This is a genomic window from Arthrobacter sp. P1_A5 (genome assembly GCF_056406825.1).
Genome location: NZ_JBFTZL010000018.1, coordinates 13,832 through 37,196 on the forward strand (window position 1 = coordinate 13,832; position 23,365 = coordinate 37,196).

Genomic DNA, 23,365 nt, shown 5'->3' on the forward strand with positions numbered 1-23,365 from the left:
TGACCCGCGCCTATTCGCCGATGGCGTCGAGCCGGGACTGCTCGTCCAATTCAATGGCCGACTGGATCACCGGTTCCAGGTCGCCGTTCATGACCTGGTCCAGGTTGTAGGCCTTGTAACCGGTGCGGTGGTCCGCAATCCGGTTTTCCGGGTAGTTATAGGTACGGATGCGCTCGGAGCGGTCCATGGTGCGGATCTGCGACTTGCGCTGCGCCGAGTTTTCGGCGTCGATCAGCTCCTGCTGGTGCGCCAGGATGCGGGCACGCAGCACGCGCATGCCGGCCTCACGGTTCTGCAGCTGCGACTTCTCGTTCTGCATGGCGACGACGATTCCGGTGGGAAGGTGCGTGATGCGCACCGCGGAGTCGGTGGTGTTGACCGACTGCCCGCCGGGACCGGAGGAGCGGTAGACGTCGATCTTGAGATCGTTCTGGTTGATCTCGAGCTCCTCGGGCTCGTCCACTTCGGGCAGCACCAGCACGCCGGCGGCCGAGGTGTGGATGCGGCCCTGGGATTCGGTGACGGGGACACGCTGGACCCGGTGCACGCCGCCTTCGAACTTGAGCCGGGCGTACACGCCTTCGGCCGGATCGTTCGAGCTGCCCTTGACGGCCATCTGGACGTCCTTGTACCCGCCGAGGTCCGATTCGGTGGCAGAGATGATCTCGGTCTTCCAGCCGCGGGATTCCGCGTAGCGGCTGTACATCCGCAGCAGGTCCGCGGCGAACAGGGCTGCCTCGTCGCCGCCTTCGCCGCCCTTGACCTCGAGGATCACGTTGCGGGAGTCGTCCGGGTCGCGCGGGATCAGCAGCCGGCGCAGCTTGGCCGCCGCCAGCTCCAGCGCGGCCTCCAGCTCGGGCACCTCGGCCGCAAACTCGGGGTCCTCGTCCGCCATTTCCTTGGCAGCGGCCAGGTCATCGCGGATGCCTTCCCAGCGGTGGTAGGCCTCCACAATGCCGTTCAACTGCGCAGAACGCCGCCCCAGCTTCCGGGCCAGGCGCTGGTCAGCGTAGACAGCAGGATCCCCCAGCTGAGCCTGGATAGAGTCATGCTCATCCAACAGGCCCTGTACGGACTCAAACATTTTCAAACCTCTTTCGACTTGAAACCAAGTCTAGTTACGACAACAAAAACTGGACCGCGGCTGGCGACTTAACGACGAAGCCGCACGGATTTTTCCGCCCCGGGAGTGGCTTCGGGCCTGCCGACGCCGGGTGGCTTGCGATCGTAGATCGTAAGCCACCCGGCGGAGGGGCGGGGGCGGAAAATCCGTGCGGCGTTAGCGCGCGGGACCGCCAGAATCTAGCGGTTGGAGCAGCTATTTGTCGTTATCGGACTTCGCACCAAGCGTCGTCTTCTGCACCTGCATGAGGAACTCGACGTTGCTCTGGGTCTCCCGGATCTTGTTGGTCAGCAGCTCAAGGCTCTGCTGCGTTTCGAGTCCGGACAGGACGCGGCGCAGCTTCCACATGATCTTGACTTCCTCGGGGGAAAGCAGGTTTTCCTCGCGGCGGGTACCGGACGCGTTGACGTCCACGGCCGGGAAGATGCGCTTGTCCGCGAGCTGGCGGGACAGTCGCAGTTCCATGTTGCCGGTGCCCTTGAACTCTTCGAAGATGACCTCGTCCATCTTGGAGCCGGTCTCGACGAGCGCGGTGGCCAGGATGGTCAGCGAGCCGCCGTTTTCGATGTTGCGGGCTGCACCGAAGAAGCGCTTCGGCGGGTACAGCGCTGCGGAGTCCACACCACCGGACAGGATGCGGCCGGAGGCCGGTGCTGCCAGGTTGTAGGCGCGGCCCAGGCGGGTCATGGAGTCCAGGAGCACCACAACGTCCATGCCCATTTCCACGAGGCGCTTGGCACGCTCGATGGAAAGCTCGGCCACGGTGGTGTGGTCGTCGGCGGGACGGTCGAAGGTGGAGGCAATGACCTCACCCTTGACGGTGCGCTGCATGTCCGTGACTTCTTCGGGACGTTCGTCAACGAGCACCATCATGAGGTGGACCTCAGGATTGTTGGTGGTGATGGCGTTGGCGATGGACTGCAGGATGAGCGTCTTGCCGGCCTTCGGCGGCGAAACGATCAGACCGCGCTGGCCCTTGCCGATCGGGGCCACGAGGTCGATGACGCGCGGGCCGATCTTCTTCGGGTCCGTCTCGAGGCGCAGGCGCTCGGAGGGGTACAGCGGAACGAGCTTCGCGAATTCGACGCGGTCCTTGAGCTCTTCCGGCGTCTTGCCGTTCACCGAGGTGACGCGGACCAGGGCGTTAAACTTCTGGCGGGCGGACTGCTGCTGGCTCCCCTGCTGGGCTTCGCCTTCGCGCGGTGCACGGATGGCGCCGACGACGGCGTCGCCCTTGCGCAGGTTGTACTTCTTGACCTGGGCGAGCGAGACGTAGACGTCGTTCGGGCCCGGCAGGTAACCGGACGTGCGGATGAACGCATAGTTCTCGAGCACGTCGAGGATACCGGCGACCGGCAGCAGGACATCGTCCTCGGTGACCTCGACGTCGTCGACGTCGGGTCCCTGCTGACGTCCGCGGCGGCGGTCGTTGCGGTCGCGGAAGCGATCGTTGCGCGAGGAGTTGTCGCGGCTGTCCTGCTGGCCCTGGCGGTCACCGCGGTCGTTGCGGTCACGACGGTTGCGGCGGTTCCGGCGGCTTCCGCCGTCAGAATCATCGCTGTCGCGGGTGTTCTCGCGGGGGCCGGCCGAGTCGTCGCGGCCGCCACGGGTGCGGGTGTCACGGCGCTGGCCGTCTTCGCTGCCGGGCTCGCGCTGTTCGGTGCGCTGTTCACGCTGTTCGGTGCGCTGTTCACGCTGTTCGGTGCGCTGATCGCGCTGCTCGGTGCGCTGTTCAGCGGCGGGCTGCTCGGCCGGGGCCTCGACGGCGTTCTGGCCGGCATCCGTGGCCTGGGCTGCGGCTTCGCCGCGGCGGCGGTTGCGGGTGCGCGGCTGCCTCGCGCGGTCGCCGGATTCCGTTCCGGAAACGGCGGCGGCGGATTCTGCAGTGGCGGATTCCCGGGCGCCGGACTCGGTGGAACCCGCGGGGGCTTCAGCCGGGGCGGCGGCGGGTGCCTCAACGGCGGGAGCCGTGACGACTCCGTCGCTGCCTGCACGGCGGCTGCGGCCACGGCGGGCGCGGGGGCTTTCCTGGGCGGTGTTTTCCCTTGCCAGGGACTCGTCCTCGGCGGCGGGCACCGTTGCGGGCGCAGCTGCCGGGGCCGCTGCGTGGGACACAGTGCCGTTGTCGCTCGCCTTTTCGGCAGCGCGGGCCGGAGCCTTGCTTACCGGAGTGCCTGCGCGGTGGGCGGAAATGGCCGTGACCAGATCACCCTTGCGCATGCGGGAACCGCCGGAAATGCCCAGCTGGCTGGCGAGGGCCTGGAGCTGGGCGAGCTTAAGGCCTGCAAGGCCGCTGCTCTTGGCGGGTGCTGCCGTTGATTCGGCAGCAGAAGATGTATCCACAGCCGGAGACAGCTCAGTGGTTTCGGTCACGAAGGATCCTTCCCCCTCGACGGCGTCCAGGCTAAGAGCTGGACGCGGTGATTTGATCTGGGCTGCAGTTCAGATCTGCAGCCGGGATTTCGGCCTTGCCGGATGGATATCGGCCAGCAGGGCCGGATATTGCTTCACCATGCACGATCCGAGAAATGAGGAACGGCGGGCTGAGTTTCAGGGGGCAGATCAATTCTGCTGATTCCTGCGTCAGACCGAAAGCAGGTGGCACCGGAAAATATTGCGCAGTGAAAGATGAGAGAGGCTACGTGGCCAACATCGCGGTCTTACAACGGTTACAAATTTACCGCCTGCGTATTTACCGCCGGTGCACTTCCACTTTAGCACCTTCAACGTCCACGGCCAGCTTCATCACGCGCCAGCCCACTTCCGGCGTGTTGCCCGCGGTGTGGGCGCCGATGAAGTCCACAACCTCACGGGCTTCCGCTTCGCCGTTGGCCAGGACCAGCACGGTGGGTCCGGCGCCGGATACGACGGCGGCGTGCCCTGCCCGGCGCAGCGCGCCGATCAGTTCCGCGCTGGGCCGCATGGCCTCGGCGCGGTAGCTCTGGTGCAGGTAGTCCTCGGTGCCGGGCAGCAGGAATTCCGGGTTCGTGGTCAGGGCATGGATCAGCAGGGCGGCGCGGCCGGAGTTCATGGCCGCGGCATGGTGGCCCACCGAAGCGGGCAAAAGGGCCCGGGCGGCCTCAGTGGAGAGCTCGTAGTCGGGCACGGCGACCACAGGGATCACCGAGGCGGCCACGGACGCGCACGTGCTGCTGTACTGGTCACTGTCCTGCCATGACAGCGCCAGTCCGCCGAAAATGGCGGGTGCAACGTTGTCCGGGTGGCCTTCCATTTCGCTGGTGAGCTGCAGGATCCAGTCGCTGCCACGCCGGGAGGCCTCCGGAACCAGGGCATTGGCGGCGCTGACGGCCGCCACCACGGCCGAGGCCGAGGAGCCCAGGCCCCGTCCGTGCGGGTTGACGTTGTCCGCCGTGATCCGCAGGCCTTCGTGCCGGAACCCCAGGCGGTGCAGGGCCTCGGTCAAGGCCTTGACCACGAGGTGCGTCGCATCGCGGGGCAGGGACTCGGCACCCTCGCCGCTGAGCTCGAATTCGAGTTCACCGCTGGCCAGGGTTTCCACGGTCAGCGTGTCATGCAGCGAGAGGGCCAGGCCGAGGCTGTCGTACCCGGGGCCCAGGTTGGCGCTCGTGGCCGGGACACGCACGGTGACCAGCTGGCCCGCCGGAACGGCCGGGGAGCCGGCAGCTGATTCGGCCGGGACGGTGAGGGTTGTTTCCAACGTTATTTTTCTTCCAGTCCCAATGCTGCGGCGACGGTGACGACGTCGTTGGAGACCTTGACCGGCTGCACGTCGCTGCCGTCCTCGGTGCGCAGAGCCCACTGCGGGTCCTTGAGGCCGTGACCGGTCACCGTGATCACGATCGTCTTGCCTGCCGGCACTTCCCCGGCCGCGTGCTTCTTGATCAGCCCGGCGACGCCGGCAGCGGAGCCGGGCTCCACGAAAACGCCTTCCCGGGCAGAGAGCCACCGGTGCGCGGACAGGATTTCCTCGTCCGTGACGGCCTCGATCACGCCGCCGGATTCATCCCGGGCCGCCACGGCGGTGTCCCAGGAGGCCGGGTTGCCGATCCGGATGGCGGTGGCAATGGTGTCGGGCTCGGTGATGGGGTGGCCGGCCACGAAGGGTGCCGCCCCTGCGGCCTGGAAGCCCCACATGACGGGTGTCTTGGTGGACACGGCGGGCAGCGACCCGGCGGTGGGCGACTCAAACGCCGCAGCGTATTCCTTGTAGCCCTTCCAGTACGCGCTGATGTTGCCGGCGTTGCCCACCGGGAGCACATGGAAGTCGGGGGCGTCGCCGAGCGAATCCACCACTTCGAAGGCACCGGTCTTCTGGCCTTCGATCCGGGCCGGGTTGACGGAGTTGACCAGGAACACCGGGTAGGACTCGCCGAGCTTGCGGGCGATGTCAAGGCAGTCGTCGAAGTTGCCGTCCACCTGCAGCAGCGTGGCTCCGTGCGCGACTGCCTGGCTGAGCTTGCCCATGGAGATCTTGCCCTCCGGGACCAGCACCGCGCACTGCAGCCCGGCAGCCGTCGCATAGGCCGCGGCGGAGGCGGAGGTGTTGCCGGTGGAGGCGCAGACCACGGCCTTGGCGCCGGCGGCCACCGCTGCCGTCATGGCCATGGTCATGCCGCGGTCCTTGAAAGAACCGGTCGGGTTCATGCCTTCGACCTTGAGGTAGACGGTGCTGCCGGTCAGCTCGGAGAGGTGGCGGGCATGCACGAGCGGGGTGCCGCCCTCGCCCAGGCTGATGACCTTGGTCGCTTCCGTGACAGGAAGACGGTCGGCGTATTCGCGGATGACACCGCGCCATTGGTGAGCCACTTAGACTCCTTCTACCCGGAGTACGGATGTGACGGAATTGATGACGTCCAGGCGCCTGACGGCCTCGACGGTTGCTGCAAGTGCGGCTTCGCGTGCACGGTGTGTCACGATCCGCAGCTCGGCCGATTCCACGTTGGAGTCGGCGTCGCGGTGAATGGTCTGCCGCATGATTTCGATGGACACGCCGTGCTCCGCGAAGAGCTGCGCGATCCTGGCCAGGACGCCGGGCTGGTCCGCGACGTCGAGTCCGATGTAGTAGCTGGTGACGGCCGCGTCGATGGGCAGCGATGGCACGTGCCCCGTGGTGGTTTCGGTGCGGCCGGGGCCGCCCAGGACAATGCGGCGGGCCGCGGAGACGAGGTCGCCCAGCACGGCGGACGCCGTCGGGGTGCCGCCGGCACCCTGGCCGTAGAACATGAGCTCGCCGGCGTTCTCGGCTTCGATGAAGACGGCGTTGAATGCACCGCGGACAGCAGCGAGGGGGTGCTCGCGGGGCAGGAGCGTGGGGTGGACACGGACCGAGACGCCGGTTTTGCCGTCCTCGTCAACCAGTTTCTCGGCAATGGCCAGCAGCTTGATGACAAAGCCGGCTTCCTTGGCGGCGGCGATGTCCGCCGCGGTGACCGACGTGATGCCCTCGCAGGAGACATCTTCCAGGGCAAACCGCGTGTGGAAGGACAGCGAAGCGAGGATTGCGGCCTTGGCGGCGGCGTCGTAGCCTTCGATGTCGGCCGTGGGGTCGGCTTCCGCGTAGCCCAGGCGCTGGGCCTCGGCCAGCGCGTCGGCGAACTGCGCGCCGGTCGAGTCCATCTGGTCGAGGATGAAGTTGGTGGTGCCGTTGACAATCCCGAGCACCCGGGTGATCCGGTCGCCGGACAGGCTGTCACGGATGGGCCGCAGGATGGGGATGGCGCCGGCCACGGCGGCCTCGTAGGACAGCTGCACCCCGGCCTTGTCCGCTTCCTCGTACAGTGTGGGGCCGTCCTGGGCCAGGAGCGCCTTGTTGCCGCTGACAACACAGGCACCGTGCCGCATGGCGGTAAGGATCAGGGTCCGGGCCGGCTCAATGCCGCCCATGAGTTCAATGACGACGTCGGCGTCCTTGACGAGGACTTCGGCGTCAGTGGTGAACAGCTCCCGCGGCAGCTCGACGTCGCGCTTGGCATCGAGGTTGCGCACCGCGATGCCCTGCAGTTCCAGCCGGGCGCCGGTGCGCGCGGCCAGGGCGTCGGCGTCGTCAATGAGAATCCGCGCAACCTGGGCCCCAACGTTGCCACAGCCCAGCAGGGCCACTTTCAGGGTTCGCAATTCAGACATTCAGACTCCCATGTCGCGGTTGAGCAAATCTTCTTCGGTTTCCCCGCGGACAATGAGCCGGGCAGATCCGTCGCTGACAGCGATAACGCCCGGCCGGGCCAGATAGTTGTAGTTGCTTGACAGGGCCCAGCAGTAGGCGCCGGTCCCCGGTACAGCAAGCAGATCACCGGCTGCCACGTCCTCGGGCAGATATACATCTCTAACAACTATGTCGCCGCTCTCGCAATGTTTGCCCACCACTCGGGACAGCTGCGGCGCCGCGTCGGAGCTCCGCGAGGCGAGAATCGCCGAATAATCCGCGTCGTACAGCACCGGCCGGGGGTTGTCGCTCATCCCGCCGTCCACCGACACATAGCGGCGGGGGTGCGTAACGTCCCCGGCTCCGTCGCGGCCGGCCGCGGCACCAGCAGAGGCCGGGGAATCCACCCGGACGGTCTTGAGCGTGCCGACCTCATACAGCGTAAAGGTGGTGCTTCCGACGATCGCGCGGCCCGGTTCGATCGAAATCCGGGGGGCGGTTATGCCGAGGGCAGCGCATTTGGAACGGACGACGGCGGCCATCGCCTGCGCGATTTCGGCGGCCGGGCGCGGGGTGTCCACGGGGGTGTAGGCGATGCCGTAGCCGCCGCCGAGGTCAAGCTCGGGCAACACGATGGAGTACTTCGACTGCATCGCTGCCAGGAAGTCGAGCAGCCTCTCGGCGGCGAGGGCGAAGCCGTCCGGTTCGAAGATCTGCGAGCCGATGTGGCAGTGCAGGCCCAGCAGTTCGATGCTGGCGTGCCCGGTGGCCGCGGCCACGGCTTCCTCTGCGGCGGACAGTCCGGCCTGATCCGTGGAGTCCCCGGCCATGGACAGGCCGAATTTCTGGTCCTCGTGGGCCGTGGCGATGAATTCGTGGGTGTGGGCGTGCACTCCGGGGGTCAGCCGCAGCATCACCCTGGCGGTGTCGCCCCGGTTGGCGGCGATCGCCGCGACGCGTTCGAGCTCGTCGAGGCTGTCCACCACGATCCGTCCCAGCTGCATGTCCAGCGCCCGGTGGATTTCGCCGTCGGACTTGTTGTTCCCATGCAGGGCGACGTCGGCGCCGGGGATGCCGGCGCGGAAGGCCACGGCGAGTTCGCCGCCGGACGCCGTGTCCAGGCGCAGCCCCTCTTCCTCGACCCAGCGGACCACGGAGGTGCACAGGAAGGACTTGCCGGCGTAGTAGACGTCCACTCCCCCGCAAATATCGGCGAAGGCGTCGTTGAAGGCGTCGCTGAACGCCCGGGCCCGGGCCCGGAAGTCTGTCTCGCTCAGCACGAACAGCGGCGTGCCGTACTGGCGCTGCAGCTCACTGACCGTCAGCCCCTCGATGGTGAGCTCGCCGTCGTCGTTGCGCGCAACACCGCCCGCCCACAGCGGTTCGTGGAGGGCATTGAGGTCGGCGGGGACCTCGAGCCAGTCCGGGGCGAGCGGGGACTGTCCTGAATTCGCGGTCATGGCGGTTACATCCGTTCCGGCGCCGAGACGCCCAGCAGTTCCAGTCCGTTGGCCAGCACCTGGCTGGTGGCGTCATTGAGCCACAGCCTGGTGCGGTTGGTGTCGGTGATGGGTTCCTCGCCCTGCGGCGCCACGCGGCAGGCGTCATACCAGCGGTGGTAGGCGCCGGCGATCACTTCGAGGTGGCGGGCCACGCGGTGCGGCTCGCGCAGCTCGGCGGCCTTGGCCACGATCGAGGGATAGCTGCCCAGGTGCGAGAGCAGCTCGTTTTCGGTGGGGTGCTCCAGCAGGGCAGCGTTGAAGCTGTCTATGCCGTCCACACGGCGCTCCACGCCGGCGGCCACGGCATTGCGGGCGGCGCCGCGGGAGCGGGCGTGGGCGTACTGGACATAGAACACCGGGTTTTCGTTGCTGTGTTTCTTCAGCAGCTCCGGGTCCAGCGTCAGCGGCGAATCGGCGGGGAACCGGGCCAGCGAGTACCGGACGGCATCCTTGCCGAGCCAGGAGATGAGGTCCTTGAGCTCGATGATGTTGCCGGCTCGCTTGGACAGTTTGGCGCCGTTGACGGAGACCAGCTGGCCGATCAGGACCTCGATGTTGACCTCGGGGTCGTCCCCGGCGGCTGCCGCGATGGCCTTGAGCCGGTTGATGTAGCCGTGGTGGTCGGCGCCGAGGAGGTAGATCTTCTCGGTGTAGCCGCGGTCCTTCTTGGACAGGTAGTAGGCGGCGTCGGCGGCGAAGTACGTGGGCTCACCGTTTGCGCGGACCATCACGCGGTCCTTGTCATCGCCGAAGTCGGTGGTGCGCAGCCAGACCGCGCCGCCGTCGTCGAACACGTGGCCCTGTTCGCGCAGGCGGGCGACGGCGTCCTCGATCGCGCCGGCGTCGTGGAGCTCCTGCTCGGAGAAGTAGACATCGAAGTCGACGCCAAAATCGGCCAGCGTCTGCTTGATGTCATGCATTTGCGCCTTGTAGGCGGCGCCCCGGATCACCGGCAGGGCCGCCACTTCGGTGAGTTCGCGGATGTCCGGGTGTTCGGTGAGCACCTCGTGGCCGAGGTCCGCGATGTACTGGCCCGGGTAGCCGCCCTGGGGCACGTCCCGGCCGTGCAGCCTGGCGAACACGGAGTTCGCGAACACGTTCATCTGGGAACCGGCGTCGTTGATGTAGTACTCGGCAGTGACGTCGGCACCGGAGGCCCGGAGGACGCGGGCGATCGCGTCGCCGAGGGCGGCCCAGCGGGTGTGGCCGATGTGCAGCGGGCCGGTGGGGTTGGCCGAGACGAATTCCATGTTGACCGTGTGCCCGGCGAGCGCGGTGTTGGTGCCGTAGGCCGCACCGGCCTCGACGATCGCCTTGGCGAGGGCACCGGCGGCAGCGGCGTCCACGGTGATGTTCAGGAAGCCGGGGCCGGCAATGTCCACCGCGGACACACCGTCGATCGTTTTGAGCCGGGCGCTCAGGACGGACGCGAACTCCCGCGGGTTGGTGCCCGCCGTTTTGGCCAGCTGGAGGGCGACGTTGGTGGCCCAGTCCCCGTGGTCCCTGTTCTTGGGGCGCTCCACGCGCACCTCATCCGGGATGTCGGCCGCGGAGAGGGCTATGTCACCGGCGGCGACGGCGTCCTTCAGGCAGGCGGATATGGCGAGGGAGAGTTCTTCTGGGGTCACACTTCTAGCCTACCGGTGGGCCCGGAGTGCGGCGGAATCTGCCGTCCCGGCATGACGTCGGGGCCGGTTACGGGAAGGCCCGAGGTCATCAAGGCCTCGCGCCCAGGGTGAACCGTTACCCTGAATTCAACGTCTGCAACCCTGTCATGCCTCCACATTGTTCGCTGTCCGATCCCCGCAAAGAATCGAGTCCCGCATGAATACCGCCTTCCGCAAAAGCGTCCTCGTCGGCATTGCTGGCCTCTCCGTGGCCGGAACAGCGGCTGGCTGCGCCCCGTCGGCCCAGGCCCCGGCCGCACAGGGCGCGCCCCCGGCATCCGAGTCCGCTGCAGGTACCGGTTCTTACAAGGACGGCACGTACAGCGCCGACGGGAACTACACCTCCCCCAACGGCACTGAGACCGTGGGCGTGGAACTGACGCTGGCCGGCGGTGCCGTGTCCGACGTGAAGATCACGCAGCACCCCTCGAATCCGAACACCCGAAAGTTCCAGGGCGAGTTCGCCGGCGGCATCCAGTCCCAGGTTGTTGGCAAGAAGCTTGACGAGATCAAGGTTTCCAAAGTGGCCGGATCCTCGCTGACCAGCGGCGGCTTCAACCAGGCCGTGGCGAAGATCAAGTCACAGGCCCAATAGCGCAGCGAGGGACAGAGGAATCGTGGCGCATCCGGGCTGGACGCACTTCAGCTTTGACGGGATCGGGACCCGCTGGGAGATTTCCACCCCGTCCCGGCTCTCCGGCGAGCTCCGCCGTGGCCTGCTCGCCACGGTGGAGGAGTACGACGCCGCGTGGTCCCGGTTCCGCCCCGATTCGCTCATTGCCGACGCAGCCCGGACGCCTGGCCGCATTGAGCTGCCCGCCGAAGGGGCCGCCCTGGGCGCGCTGTACGGCACCCTGTACCGGCTCACCGAGGGTGCGATGACCCCGCTCATCGGCGGGAGCCTGGAGCGACTGGGCTACGACGCCACCTACACCCTGCGCCCGGGCGGCGCGCCGCTTCCCGCGCCCCGGTGGGAGGATGCGCTGGACTGGCAGGGCACCGCGCTGACCACCACGGTTCCGGCGGTGATCGACGTCGGCGCGGCCGGAAAGGGCCAGCTGGCGGATCTGCTCTCCGCCCGGCTCCGGGACGGCGGCTGCGCCGGGCATTTCATCGATGCCAGCGGGGACCTGCTGAATCCGGGGCCGGATCCGGTGGTGGTTGCCCTCGAGCACCCCTACGATCCCACCCGGGCAATCGGCACCGTCCAGCTGGGGGCCGGCGCCCTGTGCGCTTCCGCCGCCAACCGGCGCGCCTGGGGCGACGGGTTCCATCATGTCCTGGACGGCACCACGGGAGCTCCGGTGCGTACCGTTGTCGCCTGCTGGGCCATGGCCGGGACCGCGATGGTGGCCGATGCGCTGGCCACTGCGTTGTTCTTTGTCGACGGTCCGCGGCTGGAGCAGGAGTTCGATTGCGCCTGGCTCACGGTGTATGCGGACGGGCACGCGGAATATTCAGCCGACTTCGAAGGGGCCCTGTTCTCATGACTGCCATCACCACCACCGCCCTTGGCTCGAGGCTGGACACCGCCTTGGGCCGGCTCACGATGTACCGGCTGGTGCTGTGGGTCCTGGCCGTCCTGGCCGGCTACAGCCTGCTGCTCAATGTGCTGGGCTGGTTGACGTTCGGGCTGCCGGAAATGCTGACCCACCTTGCCCTGTGCCTTGGCCTGACGTACGCCTCCAGCCAGGGGCTGGCCGCCCTGTTCCGTGTGCGGCCGCACACGGAATCCTCCCTCATCACCGGCCTGCTGCTGTACTTCCTTTTCTGGCCCAGCGAGCTTTTCTGGCCCAGCCAGCCGACCCAGGGCCTCCAGCTGGCAGAGATCGCCGGCGTCGCCCTGGCCTGCGTCCTGGCCTCGGCCTCGAAGTATGCGCTGGCCTGGCGCGGCCGGCACATCTTCAATCCGGCCGCGGCCGGCGCGTTCCTGGCCGGGCTGACCGGGCTCAACATTGCCACCTGGTGGGCCGCGACGCCGGCCATGCTCTGGCTGGTGATGCCAGGGGTGCTGCTGGTGCTCTACCGGACCCGGAAGTCCGCCATGGCCGCCGTCTTCACCGTGGTTGCCGTGTCCATCGTGGCCGCGGATCTGCTCCAGGCCGGGATGGATCTCCCCGAGGCCCTGTGGCAGACGCTCGCGCAGCGGCCGGTGCTGTTCTTCGTCGGGTTCATGCTCACCGAGCCGCTCACCCTGCCCCCGCGGCGCTGGCAGCAACTGGCGCTGGCCGCCGTCGTCGGGGCCCTGTTTGCCGTCCCCTACAACCTGGGGTTTGTGGCCAACTCCCCCGAGCTGGCGCTGCTCGCGGGCAACGCGCTTGCCTTCGCCGTCGGACAGCGGGGCGGGGTCCGGCTGGCGTTCCTCGCGAGCCGTCCGCTGACGCCGACGACGACGGAATTCAGCTTCCGCCCGGAACGTCCGGTGCGCTTCGCTCCCGGACAGGCCCTGGAGCTGCACCTGCCCCCGGACACGACCGRCGGGAAGGATGACGGCAGGGGCGATGGGAAGGGTGACGGCAAGGCCCCCGGCAAACGTGACGGGAAGTCGGCCGGCAAGGGTGACGGGAAGGGAATCCGGCGCGTGTTCAGCCTGACCAGCGCGCCCGACGCCTCCCTGCTGACGATCGGGGTGGGGACGGCGGAGCCGGTGTCGTCAGCCAAGCGCTCGCTGCTGGCCCTTGAAGCGGGCGACGGGCTCACCGCAACCACTGTGAACGGCGACTTCCTCCTGCCGCGGAACCCGGCCACCCCCGTGCTGCTCATCGCGGCCGGAATCGGCATCACCCCCTACATGGCCCAACTGGCCGCGGTGTCCGCCGGAACCCCGTCCGGGGACCGCGACGTTGTCCTCCTGTACCTGGCCAAGAATGCCGCCGAGCTGGCCTACGCCGAGGAGCTGCAGCGCTCCGGGGCGCGCGTCCTGGCGCGGCTTGCGGACGGTTCGGCGCCGCCGGCGTTCATGCAGGACGCAGGTTCAAGAAGGATCGATGCGGCGGCCCTCAAGGAGCTGGTCCCCGACATCAGCGGCCGGGTGGTCTTCGTCTCCGGCTCGCCCGCCAGTGTGCGATCGCTGCGGGCCGCGGCACGTGGCGCGGGCGCCCGGCGGGTCCATGTGGATACGTTCACTGGCTACTGAGCCGGCTACGGAACCGCCGGCCAATTCGCTGGACTTGCCACGCACCCAGGACACGTTTGACTGCCGCTTGACTCCACTTGACGCTATAAATGAGCGACCGTTTTCCATGGTTTTCCGTTGGAGGCCAACTTCCTGCTAAGCTCTAGGACGTCCCGCCCGCAACGGCAGGATCCCTGGATGCCCTCGTAGCTCAGGGGATAGAGCGTCTGCCTCCGGAGCAGAAGGTCGTTGGTTCGATTCCAATCGAGGGCACGAACAAAACCCCGCCGTTTGAAACGGCGGGGTTTTTTGTGCCCTGAATCCCGCCAAAAGACCGCGGAAAACCAGCGGCATTGCCCCTGCCGATTGTCGGTGCTCCCTCGTAGGCTGTTTTCATCGGTGGCGGGCTACCCTGCCCGCTCCGAAGCGTGAAGGGGGTCTCACATGTTCTATCCAACTCCGTCCTGTTCTATCGTTCCGCCCTATTTGCTCCGCAGGCTGGCCGCACAGCAAAAGCCGGAGCTCTCCAGGGCCGCCCACGGGGCAAAGCAGGCCCTGCAACACGTCCCGAGCTTCCAGGCCTCCCGCACAGTGCCAGGGCCCGGCAGCCGTCCGGGCCTGCGGGAACTCAAGCCGTCCCCGCCGGAACGGACGGTCTATGACGCCAAGTCCACCGAGAAGCTGCCCGGCAGCGTGGTCCGCAAAGAAGGCGAACCGCCCACCGGCGACCCCGCCGCCGATGAGGCCTATGACGGGCTGGGGCACACCCACCGCCTCTACGCCGAAGCCTTCGGACGCAATTCGATCGACGGCAAAGGCCTGCACCTTGATGCCACGGTCCACTATGGCCGCCTGTACGACAACGCTTTCTGGGACGGCCAGCAAATGGTCTTCGGCGACGGTGACGGCCAGGTCTTCGAGCGGTTCACGAAATCCTTGAGCGTCATCGGGCACGAGCTCACCCACGGCGTGACCCAGTACTCCGCTGGGCTGGTCTACCGCAACCAGGCCGGCGCCCTGAACGAATCGATGTCCGACGTCTTCGGGGCCCTCGTTGAGCAGTATGTCCGGAAGCAGTCGACGGCGGAGGCCAGTTGGCTGATCGGCGAAGGCCTCTTCACCGACCAGGTGCAGGGGGCCGCCTTGCGTTCCATGAAGGCTCCGGGAACGGCATACGACGACGACGTGCTCGGCAAGGACCCGCAGCCGGACTCGATGGACGGCTACGTGCGCACCAGCGCGGACAACGGTGGCGTGCACATCAACTCCGGTATCCCCAACCGTGCGTTCTGTCTGGTGGCCACTGCCCTGGGTGGCAATGCCTGGGACGCGCCGGCACAGATCTGGTACGAGACGCTGACGGGCGGCACGCTGTCCCCCACCGCCACGTTCGGCGCCTTCGCCAAGGCCACTGCAGCCTCTGCCAAGGAGCTGTTCGGGGACGATTCCAAGGAACATGACGCCGTGCGCTCCGCGTGGGAAACTGTGAAAGTAAAGTTCCCGGGGGCCCGGCGATAAGCCAAGCCCCGCAAATCGAGTCCAATTGAGATCCGAGTCCGATGAAGATAACTGTCCAGCGCAGTGGCGGCGTGGCCGGAATGAAGAGGACGTGGACCGTCCGGCCCGAGCCGCCGGAAGACACCGACCGGTGGCAGCCGCTGATCGAGGCCTGCCCGTGGGACGACGTCGCCGGAATCAACGGGACAACCGGCCAGCCGGACCGGTTCATGTACAGCATCCGGGCCGATCAGCGCCGGGCGGTCCTGCCGGAGCGTGCGCTGACGGGTCCGTGGCGCGACCTCGTCGAATGCGCCCGGGCCGCCGCTGAGGGGCCGGCGTCGCCGGGCTTTGGCTAGCCGCTGCTGCCGGGCCGAGGCCCGCTATGCCGTGGCCAGGTGCCCGCGGAACGTGCGCCGGTAGGACTGCGGGCTGGTGTCCAGCGCCTTGGCAAAGTGGTGCCGCAACAGGACCGAATGCCCGAACCCGGACTCCCTTGCGATTTCGTCGATATTGAGCTCCGTGCTCTCCAGCAGCTCCTGGGCGCGCAGCACCCGCTGGGAATTAAGCCAGGCCGCGGGAGTGGCTCCCGTTTCCGCGCGGAAGCGCCGCGCAAACGTCCGCGGCGACATATGGACCCGGGCCGCCAGTTCGTTGACCGCGTGTTCCTCGTCCAGGTGCCGGACCATCCACTGCAGCAGCTGCTCCATGGGCTCCGAGCCGCACGTCGGAATGGGCCGGTCGATGTATTGGGCCTGGCCGCCGTCCCGGTGCGGAGGGACCACCATGTCCCGGGCGATGGCGGCGGCCACCTTGGCGCCGAACTCAACGCGGACGAGGTGCAGGCAGGCATCGATCCCTGCGGCCGTGCCGGCACTGGTAATGATCCGGCCGTCTTCGACGTAGAGGACGTTTTCATCCACCAGGACAGCGGGGTACCGGGTGGCCAGTTCCTGGGAGTAATGCCAGTGCGTGGTGCAGCGGCGGCCATCGAGCAGGCCCGCCCGAGCCAGGGCGAAGGCCCCGGAACAAATGGACATCACCCACGCACCGCGCGCGTGGGCGGCCCGCAGCGCCTCCAGGACGGAGTCGGGAACGTCTTCGTCCCGGCCGTACGGCGCCATCACCACCAGGTCGGCGTCCGCAGTTGCTTCCAGCCCGAGACCCACGTGCATGGATAGGCCGGACTTGAGCGGGACGTCGCCCGGCTCGGGCGCGCAGACGCGGAAATCGAACGCGGGCACGCCGTTTCCGCGGTCCGAGCGGTCGATGCCGAAGACCTCGAAAGCCGTCGCGAACTCGAAGATCGAGAAGTTGGGAACCACGATCATTGCCACTGATTTGATCATGATTCCATCCTGACAGAACAGTGGCAGAAATTATAGCTTTTTGGGCATTTCTGCCACTTTTTTAAGGGCCCGGACCGGAGAACCATAGAGGTATGGAACTCCTCGGAATCGCCCTCATCATCCTGGTTCTTGCCGGCGTCACCGCCACGATCTCCGCCCTCCGCAAGGATGGCCTCGGCCACACTCCGCCCGTCCGCTCGGAAGAATACTGGATGGCCCGGGACCTGCCGAGCATCAACTACACGATGCGGAACATCTAAGTCCGCGCACGCTTAGTCCACACGCCCATCGGGCCCGGTCATCCAGCCGGGCCCTCAACATGCGCCGAGGCTGAACAGCGGAACAACGCGAATTGAACAACGCGGCCGGACAGCCGGACCCGATATCCGCCTCCGCCACCCCAGCGGACAGTCCACCCCAGTAGACTGTCTCCAGCCATGACATTGCATATTTCCTACCCCGCCGAGCTGCCGGTCTCCGAGCGCCGCGAAGATCTTATGGCCGCCATCGCGGCCAACCAGGTGACCATCATCGCCGGCGAGACCGGCTCGGGTAAGACCACCCAGATCCCCAAGATGTGCCTTGAGCTCGGCCTGGGCGAGAACGGGCTGATCGGCCACACCCAGCCCCGCCGGCTCGCGGCCCGCACCGTGGCCGAGCGCATCGCGGAGGAACTCGGCGTCGAAATCGGCCAGGAAGTCGGTTTCCAGGTCCGCTTCACCGGTGAGGTCAGCCGGTCCACCAAGGTCAAGCTCATGACCGACGGCATCCTGCTGGCGGAAATCCAGCGCGACAGGCTGCTGCGCAAGTACAACGCCATCATCATTGACGAGGCGCACGAGCGCAGCCTCAACATCGACTTCATCCTCGGCTACCTCAAGCGCATCCTGCCGCAGCGCCCGGACCTGAAGATCATCATCACCTCGGCCACCATCGATCCGGAGCGCTTCGCCAAGCACTTCGGCAGCGACGAGGAGCCCTCCCCCATCATCGAGGTGTCGGGCCGGACCTTCCCGGTGGAAATCCGCTACCGGCCGCTTTCCCAGCCGGCCGGCGGCACCGGCGCCGAAGATGGTGACGGAGAAGGTGCCGCCGCGGACGACGAACTCGAGGAGGACCGCGACCCGCTCGACGCGGTGTGCGACGCCGTCGACGAGCTCGCCTTGGAAGCCCACGGCGACATCCTGATTTTCTTCTCCGGCGAGCGCGAAATCCGCGACGCGGCGGAGGCCCTCAACGCCCGCATCCAGTCCAACCGGCGCCTCGCGGGCACCGAGGTCCTTCCCCTCTTCGCCCGGTTGAGCCTGCAGGAGCAGCACAAAGTTTTCCACCCCGGCAGCAAGCGCCGGATCGTACTTGCCACCAACGTCGCCGAAACCTCGCTGACGGTCCCCGGCATCAAGTACGTGATCGACACCGGCACGGCCCGGATCTCGCGCTACTCACACCGGACCAAAGTCCAGCGCCTGCCGATTGAGCGCGTCTCCCAGGCTTCGGCCAACCAGCGCTCGGGCCGCTGCGGCCGCGTTTCCGACGGTATCGCGATCCGGCTGTACTCCGAAGAGGACTTCGAGTCGCGGCCGCTGTTCACGGATCCGGAGATCCTGCGCACCAACCTCGCGGCCGTCATCCTGCAGATGACCGCCATGGGCGTGGCCCGCGGACCGAAGGACGTGGAGAACTTCCCCTTCGTCGAGCCGCCGGATTCGCGCGCCATCAACGACGGCGTCAGCCTCCTGCGCGAGCTCGGCGCCCTGACCRCCGCGCGGCAGGAGCCAACGGACGACGGCGGGCAGCGCGACGGCGGGCAGCGCCGCGGTTCCGGCCGTCCCGGCAGCGGGCTCACCGCCGTCGGACAGCAGCTGGCCCAGCTGCCGGTGGACCCCAGGCTCGGCCGGATGATCGTGGAGTCCGGAAAGCGGGGCTGCGTCCGGGAGGTCATGATCCTCGCGGCAGCGCTCACCATCCAGGACCCGCGCGAGCGTCCAACAGACAAGCAGCAGCTCGCCACGGAGAAGCACGCCCGCTTCCGGGACGAAAACTCGGATTTCACCGGTTACCTGAACCTGTGGAACTACCTGCAGGAGAAGCAGCAGGAACTGTCCTCCACGGCGTTCCGCCGGCTCTGCCGCAACGAATTCATCAACTACCTGCGGGTCAGGGAGTGGCAGGACCTGTTCGCCCAGCTCCGCCAGCTGGCCCGGCCGCTGGGCATCAGCCTGGACAACAAGCGCCTTGCCGATCCGGTGGGCAACCACGACGGCATCCACATCAGCTTGCTCTCGGGGCTCCTGAGCCACGTCGGCATCCTCGACGAGCGCAAGCGCGAGTACGCCGGCGCCCGCGGCAGCCGCTTCGCGATCTTCCCGGGTTCGGCACTGTTCAAGAAATCACCCACGTTCGTGATGGCCGCCGAACTCGTGGAGACGAGCCGGCTCTGGGCCCGCGTCGCGGCGAAGTTCGATCCGCTCTGGGCCGAACAGGTGGCCCCCGACCTGGTCAAGCGCAGCTACAGCGAGCCGCACTGGTCCAAGAAGATGGGCGCGGTGATGGCCCACGAAAAGGTCACGCTTTACGGCGTGCCCATCATCCCGAGCCGGCGGATCAACTACGGCAAGGTGGATCCGGAGCTCTGCCGCGAGCTCTTCATCCGCCATGCCCTGGTAGAAGGCGACTGGCAGACCCACCACAAGTTCTTCCACCGCAACCGCGCGCTGCTGCACGAAATCGAGGAGCTCGAGGCCCGGATGCGGCGCCGCGACATCCTGGTGGACGACGAGACACTGTTCGAGTTCTACGACGCCAGGATCGGCGCGGAGGTCGTCTCGGAGCGGCACTTCGACAAGTGGTGGAAGGACGCACGGCAGCAGGATCCCACGCTGCTCGACTTCGACCAGTCCCTGCTGATCAGCGAGGACGCCGCGGCCCTGGACGATTCGGCCTATCCCAAGACCTTGTTGCACAAGGGCTTCGAGCTGCCGCTGAGCTACGAGTTCCATCCAGTCGCGCCCGGTTCGCCGCCAAATCCATCCGACGGCGTCACCGCCGAGGTGCCGGTGCTGTTCCTGAACCAGCTCGAGGACGCCGCGTTCCGCTGGCTGATCCCCGGGCAGCGCGTGGAACTCGTCACGGCGCTCATCAAGTCGCTGCCCAAGCAGATCCGCAAGAACTTCGTTCCTGCCCCGGACGTGGCCCGCCAGGCCGTCGCGGCGCTGGAAGCGGACTTCGATCCCGCCACGGACGAGCTCGAACCCTCGCTGGAACTGGTGCTGCGCCGGATCCGCGGACAGGTCATTCCGCCGGGCTCATGGAACTGGGACGCCGTGCCATCGCATTTGCGGGTCAGCTTCCGCGTGGTGGATTCCCGCGGCAAGCTGCTGGATGAGGGCAAGGACCTGAACGCGCTGCAGGAGCGGCTGGCCCCGGCCACCCGGCGGGCCATCGCGGAATCCCTCGGTGCCACCCCGGGCACCACGGCACCCCAATCCAAGGGAAATGCCGCGGCAAAGGCGAAAGCCGGCGCGAACGGCAGGGATGGCGCGCGTTCATCACAGGCCGGCGCGTCCCCGTCGGCCGCCCTGGCCGCTGCCGCGGCGCCGGGCGGGTTCACCGAAATGTCCGAGCTCAAGGACTGGACCTTTGGAACCGTCCAACGCCAGGTCCAGGGAACCGTTGGCGGGCACACCGTCACCGGCTATCCGGCTCTGGTGGACGAGGGAACGTCCGTGGCGCTGCGGCTGTTCCAGACGCCGTCGGAACAGCAGGAAGCCATGCGCGGCGGGGTCATCCGGCTCCTGGCCCTGAAAGTGCCACCGCCGGACCGCTATGTCCTGGAGCACCTGAACAACACCGAGAAACTGACCTTCAGCCAGAACCCGCACGGTTCTGTGGCCGCCCTGATCGCCGACTGCGCCCTGGCCGCCATCGACAAACTCACGCCGGCCCCGCTGCCGTGGGACGAGGCCTCGTTCAAGGCGCTCTACGAGAGCGTCCGGGCGGAGCTGATCGACACCGTCTTCACCGTCACTGCCGTCGTCGAACGCATCCTGGCCAGCACCCGCCGGATCGAAAAGCAGCTCAAGGGCACCACGAGCCTGGCCCTGATCAGCGCGCTCAACGACGTCAAGAGCCAGCTCGAGCAGCTGGTGTATCCGGGCTTCGTGGCACGCACGGGCTACGCCCAGCTCAGCCAGCTGCCCCGCTACCTCGCGGCGATCGAAAAGCGCCTCGAGAAGCTGCCGGGCAACGTCCAGCGGGACGCCCAACACATGGCCGCTGTCCAGGCCCTGGAGGACGACTACGACGACGCCGTGTCCGCGCTGCTGCCCGGGCGGCGGGCGGGCGCGGAGTTAACCCACGTGCGCTGGATGATCGAGGAACTGCGAGTGAGCCTCTTCGCCGTCGAACTCGGGACCGCCTATTCGGTGTCCGAAAAGCGTATCCGGGCCGCGCTTAACAAAGTGCTGGCGCCGGCGTAGACCCCTGAGGGTGCTGCGCCGGCGCCAGCATTGGCGGCCGGGAATGTCCGGGCGGGACCTAGGCGGCCGGGACGTGCTCCGCGTGGCCGGCCGTGCGCAGGCCCTCGCGGAGCTTCTCCGCGTTGGCGTCCAGCGTGGCCGGATCCGGGTGCTGGTCCACGGAGCCGAAATCAAAGTCCGCCATTGAGTTCGATGGCCACACATGGACGTGCATGTGGTTGATTTCGTAGCCGGCCACGATCAGCCCGGCCCTGGCGGCGTCGAACACCTCCACCTGGACGGCGCCGATCTTGCGGGCAACCTCCATGACCCGGCCGAGGACCTCGGGCGAGGCATCCGTCCAGCGGTCCACTTCCTCGGTGGGCACCACGAGCGTGTGCCCGTCGGCCAGCGGGCCCATGGTCAGGAACGCCACGACGTCGTCCTCGCGCCAGACGAAGCGGCCCGGGATCTCGCCGTTGATGATTTTGGTGAAGAGAGTGCTCATGCGTCCGCCTTTTCTGCCGGGGACCCCAGGGTACTGACGTCCAGGACAAAACGGTACTTGACGTCGCCTGCCACCATGCGGTCGTAGGCTTCGTTGAGCTGGTCCGCGCCGACCACCTCGACGTCGGACACCACGCCGTGCTCGGCGCAGAAGTCCAGCATCTCCTGCGTCTCGGCGATGCCGCCGATCAGCGAACCCGCATAGGCGATCCTGCGCCGGATCAGCACCCCGGGGTTGACTGGCGGCATCGCTTCGGCGGGCAGGCCCAGCTGGAACAGCACGCCGTCCAGGCCCAGGGTGCGGAAGTAGGGGTTGAGGTCGTGCGGTGCGGCGACGGTGTCGATGATGACGTCGATACTGCGGTTCGCGGCTTCCATCGCGGCCGGGTCGGTGGAGAGGATGACGTCGTCGGCGCCGAGCTCGCGCGCTGCGTCGAACTTGTTCTCCGACGTCGTGAAGACCTTGACCTCGGCGCCCATGGCCTTGGCGATCTTGACGGCCATATGGCCGAGGCCGCCCAGTCCGACGACGCCGACGACGTCGCCTTCCTCGACCTCGAAGTGGTTCAGGGGCGAATATGTGGTGATGCCGGCGCACAGCAGGGGCGCCGCGGCGGCGGGGTCCAGGGCTTCCGGCACCCGCAGGACATAGTGCCGGTCCACCACGATCGACGTGGCATACCCGCCCTGGGTGATGGCGCCGTCGTTGCGGGCATCCTTCGCCCCGTAGGTTCCCACGGCGGCGTTTTCGCAGTACTGCTCGAGGCCGTCCAGGCAGCTCTCGCACTCTCGGCAGGAGTCCACGATGCAGCCCACGCCCACGCGCTCACCCACCGTGAAGTCGTCGACGGCGGAACCGAGCCGGGTGACCCGGCCGACGATCTCGTGGCCCGGGATCAACGGGTAGGTGTCGCCGCCCCATTCGCCCCGGGTGGCGTGCACGTCCGAGTGGCACAGTCCGCAGAATTCGACGGCGATCTCGACGTCGTCCGCCTTCGGCGCCCGTCGGGACACGGTCAAGGGAACAAGCCCGCTGTCCGGTGAGGTGGCACCGTACGCAGCAGCGAGAGTGGGGCCGGCCTTCTGAGCGGCGCTGTCCGCGGTGGCGGATTTGGTGTCTGTGGTGTCCAAATCCGGCAGCGGCTTGGCAAGGGGCGGGGGTACGGGACGTCCAGGTGTCATACGTTGACGCTACCCCCGGTCCCGGGATGTATTCCACTTTGGGGTGGCTCGCTGGCGACGGCTCGTCGTTCAGGTCGGGCACGTTGCCCAACTGGTCGTGCGTCAACGAACCGGGGGGCACTCTAGGGACGCCGTCCGAGCAACTGGCCGGAAGGCCGGATACTCAATGCGTCCAAGACTTCCGCACCGACAGCCGCCATCATTCGCTAACGAATTGGCCGCCGCCGGGCAGTTGGCACCCGGGGCGGACCCCTGCGGCCATTATTGTCGGGGGTCCCTGAAACACTGGATTCATGGACGGCAATTAGGGGCCCGAAGTGGTTCAAGCAGGATACGGCGACGGCGGCCTAAGTCGCGCCAGATCCTTCGCCGCCGCAGCGGGACCAGGTTCTGCCGTCCGCTCAGCGACCGGCAGTGCCGGAATCATTGACCGGATCCGGGAACTGGAGGACTGGAAGTCCGCCGCGTCCGCGGAACAGGCCCGGCACGCCGTGGCGTTCGACCTGCTCCAACGCCGCGAACAAGCCGCCGCCGGGGTTCCGGCCAAGGAACTCGGGACCGGTGTCGGCGCGCAGATCGCCCTCGCCCGCCGCGAATCACCCGCCAAGGGCGGCCGGCTCCTGGGCCTGGCCAAAGCCCTCGTGACCGAAATGCCCCACACCCTCACCGCCCTGGAAACCGGGCAGCTGAACGAATGGCGCGCCACCCTGCTCGTGCGCGAAACCGCCTCCCTGACCGCCGCCGACCGGGCCGCCGTCGACGAGGAACTCGCGCCCGACACCGGGACGTTCGCCGGTGCCGGTGACCGGTCCCTGGTCGCCGCGGCCCGGGCCGCCGCCTAC

The 23,365-nt window shown here is 67.6% G+C and carries 17 protein-coding genes, 1 tRNA gene and 1 pseudogene; 9 read left to right on the forward strand and 10 right to left on the reverse strand.

Annotated elements, in window-relative coordinates; genetic code table 11:
- Window positions 1-10: 10 nt before the first annotated feature.
- The 7 genes from prfA to argS all read right to left on the reverse strand — a co-directional run bounded on the left by prfA (window position 11) and on the right by argS (window position 10,377).
- Complete coding sequence (gene prfA / locus AC1D1S_RS05705) at window positions 11-1,084, reverse strand: peptide chain release factor 1 (RefSeq protein ID WP_079554478.1); 1,074 nt, start codon at window positions 1,082-1,084, stop codon at window positions 11-13.
- A 234-nt stretch (window positions 1,085-1,318) separates the two neighbouring features.
- Window positions 1,319-3,496 carry a transcription termination factor Rho gene (gene rho, locus AC1D1S_RS05710; protein WP_476993938.1) on the reverse strand — a complete coding sequence of 726 codons (2,178 nt, stop codon included), beginning with the start codon at window positions 3,494-3,496 and terminating at the stop codon, window positions 1,319-1,321.
- 319 nt (window positions 3,497-3,815) lie between these two features.
- The gene (thrB, locus tag AC1D1S_RS05715) at window positions 3,816-4,802 is read right to left on the reverse strand and encodes a homoserine kinase (RefSeq protein WP_243181251.1); all 987 of its coding nucleotides are present in this window, start codon (window positions 4,800-4,802) and stop codon (window positions 3,816-3,818) included.
- A 2-nt stretch (window positions 4,803-4,804) separates the two neighbouring features.
- On the reverse strand, window positions 4,805-5,911 hold the full coding sequence (gene thrC / locus AC1D1S_RS05720) for a threonine synthase (protein ID WP_028276075.1): 1,107 nt from the start codon (window positions 5,909-5,911) through the stop codon (window positions 4,805-4,807).
- A complete protein-coding gene (locus AC1D1S_RS05725) occupies window positions 5,912-7,228 on the reverse strand; it encodes a homoserine dehydrogenase (protein ID WP_459385204.1) in 1,317 nt (438 codons plus the stop codon).
- Window positions 7,229-8,707 (reverse strand): diaminopimelate decarboxylase, encoded by a 1,479-nt coding sequence (gene lysA / locus AC1D1S_RS05730; RefSeq protein ID WP_476945363.1) that lies wholly within the window; start codon window positions 8,705-8,707, stop codon window positions 7,229-7,231. It abuts the gene before it with no gap.
- Window positions 8,708-8,712: 5 nt separating this feature from the next.
- A complete protein-coding gene (argS, locus tag AC1D1S_RS05735; RefSeq protein ID WP_476993939.1) occupies window positions 8,713-10,377 on the reverse strand; it encodes an arginine--tRNA ligase in 1,665 nt (554 codons plus the stop codon).
- 196 nt (window positions 10,378-10,573) lie between these two features.
- Here argS and AC1D1S_RS05740 point away from each other — a divergent pair, with 196 nt between their 5' ends.
- The 6 genes from AC1D1S_RS05740 to AC1D1S_RS05765 all read left to right on the forward strand — a co-directional run bounded on the left by AC1D1S_RS05740 (window position 10,574) and on the right by AC1D1S_RS05765 (window position 15,387).
- Complete coding sequence (locus AC1D1S_RS05740; RefSeq protein ID WP_018775690.1) at window positions 10,574-11,011, forward strand: FMN-binding protein; 438 nt, start codon at window positions 10,574-10,576, stop codon at window positions 11,009-11,011.
- A gap of 22 nt (window positions 11,012-11,033) precedes the next feature.
- Window positions 11,034-11,906, forward strand: coding sequence for an FAD:protein FMN transferase (locus AC1D1S_RS05745; RefSeq protein ID WP_476945365.1), 873 nt, complete (start codon window positions 11,034-11,036; stop codon window positions 11,904-11,906).
- Window positions 11,903-13,552, forward strand: coding sequence for an FAD-dependent oxidoreductase (locus AC1D1S_RS05750; RefSeq protein ID WP_476993940.1), 1,650 nt, complete (start codon window positions 11,903-11,905; stop codon window positions 13,550-13,552). Before AC1D1S_RS05745 ends, AC1D1S_RS05750 begins: the two co-directional genes overlap by 4 nt.
- Window positions 13,553-13,731: 179 nt before the next feature.
- Window positions 13,732-13,804: transfer RNA gene (locus AC1D1S_RS05755), tRNA-Arg, on the forward strand.
- A gap of 171 nt (window positions 13,805-13,975) precedes the next feature.
- Window positions 13,976-15,049 (forward strand): M4 family metallopeptidase, encoded by a 1,074-nt coding sequence (locus AC1D1S_RS05760; protein ID WP_243181243.1) that lies wholly within the window; start codon window positions 13,976-13,978, stop codon window positions 15,047-15,049.
- A 41-nt stretch (window positions 15,050-15,090) separates the two neighbouring features.
- Complete coding sequence (locus AC1D1S_RS05765) at window positions 15,091-15,387, forward strand: protealysin inhibitor emfourin (RefSeq protein WP_243181242.1); 297 nt, start codon at window positions 15,091-15,093, stop codon at window positions 15,385-15,387.
- Between the two features lie 24 nt (window positions 15,388-15,411).
- On the opposite strand, the gene AC1D1S_RS05770 is transcribed toward AC1D1S_RS05765, so the two are convergent.
- On the reverse strand, window positions 15,412-16,377 hold the full coding sequence (locus AC1D1S_RS05770) for a GlxA family transcriptional regulator (protein WP_028276082.1): 966 nt from the start codon (window positions 16,375-16,377) through the stop codon (window positions 15,412-15,414).
- A 92-nt stretch (window positions 16,378-16,469) separates the two neighbouring features.
- Here AC1D1S_RS05770 and AC1D1S_RS05775 point away from each other — a divergent pair, with 92 nt between their 5' ends.
- Entirely contained in the window at window positions 16,470-16,637 is a 168-nt protein-coding gene (locus AC1D1S_RS05775) for a hypothetical protein (protein ID WP_164468553.1), read from the forward strand.
- A gap of 177 nt (window positions 16,638-16,814) precedes the next feature.
- Window positions 16,815-20,855, forward strand: a complete 4,041-nt coding sequence (hrpA, locus tag AC1D1S_RS05780) for an ATP-dependent RNA helicase HrpA (protein ID WP_476993941.1) — start codon at window positions 16,815-16,817, stop codon at window positions 20,853-20,855.
- Between the two features lie 58 nt (window positions 20,856-20,913).
- Here hrpA and AC1D1S_RS05785 read toward each other — a convergent pair whose 3' ends face one another.
- The gene (locus tag AC1D1S_RS05785) at window positions 20,914-21,342 is read right to left on the reverse strand and encodes an HIT family protein (protein ID WP_028276083.1); all 429 of its coding nucleotides are present in this window, start codon (window positions 21,340-21,342) and stop codon (window positions 20,914-20,916) included.
- Entirely contained in the window at window positions 21,339-22,523 is a 1,185-nt protein-coding gene (locus tag AC1D1S_RS05790) for an NAD(P)-dependent alcohol dehydrogenase (protein WP_476943322.1), read from the reverse strand. The genes AC1D1S_RS05785 and AC1D1S_RS05790 overlap by 4 nt, the downstream gene beginning before the upstream one ends.
- A 317-nt stretch (window positions 22,524-22,840) precedes the next feature.
- Between AC1D1S_RS05790 and AC1D1S_RS05795 the strand changes: the two are divergent.
- Window positions 22,841-23,365 (forward strand): annotated as a pseudogene (locus AC1D1S_RS05795) (HNH endonuclease); the annotation flags it as partial.

Bases quoted from the DNA above. Each gene is read 5' to 3' on its own strand.
- prfA (WP_079554478.1), bottom strand. From the start codon at position 1,084: ATGTTTGAGTCCGTACAGGGCCTGTTGGATGAGCATGACTCTATCCAG.
- AC1D1S_RS05725 (WP_459385204.1), bottom strand. From the start codon at position 7,228: ATGTCTGAATTGCGAACCCTGAAAGTGGCCCTGCTGGGCTGTGGCAAC.
- lysA (WP_476945363.1), bottom strand. From the start codon at position 8,707: ATGACCGCGAATTCAGGACAGTCCCCGCTCGCCCCGGACTGGCTCGAG.
- AC1D1S_RS05740 (WP_018775690.1), top strand. From the start codon at position 10,574: ATGAATACCGCCTTCCGCAAAAGCGTCCTCGTCGGCATTGCTGGCCTC.
- AC1D1S_RS05760 (WP_243181243.1), top strand. From the start codon at position 13,976: ATGTTCTATCCAACTCCGTCCTGTTCTATCGTTCCGCCCTATTTGCTC.
- AC1D1S_RS05765 (WP_243181242.1), top strand. From the start codon at position 15,091: ATGAAGATAACTGTCCAGCGCAGTGGCGGCGTGGCCGGAATGAAGAGG.
- AC1D1S_RS05770 (WP_028276082.1), bottom strand. From the start codon at position 16,377: ATGATCAAATCAGTGGCAATGATCGTGGTTCCCAACTTCTCGATCTTC.
- AC1D1S_RS05775 (WP_164468553.1), top strand. From the start codon at position 16,470: ATGGAACTCCTCGGAATCGCCCTCATCATCCTGGTTCTTGCCGGCGTC.
- AC1D1S_RS05785 (WP_028276083.1), bottom strand. From the start codon at position 21,342: ATGAGCACTCTCTTCACCAAAATCATCAACGGCGAGATCCCGGGCCGC.
- AC1D1S_RS05790 (WP_476943322.1), bottom strand. From the start codon at position 22,523: ATGACACCTGGACGTCCCGTACCCCCGCCCCTTGCCAAGCCGCTGCCG.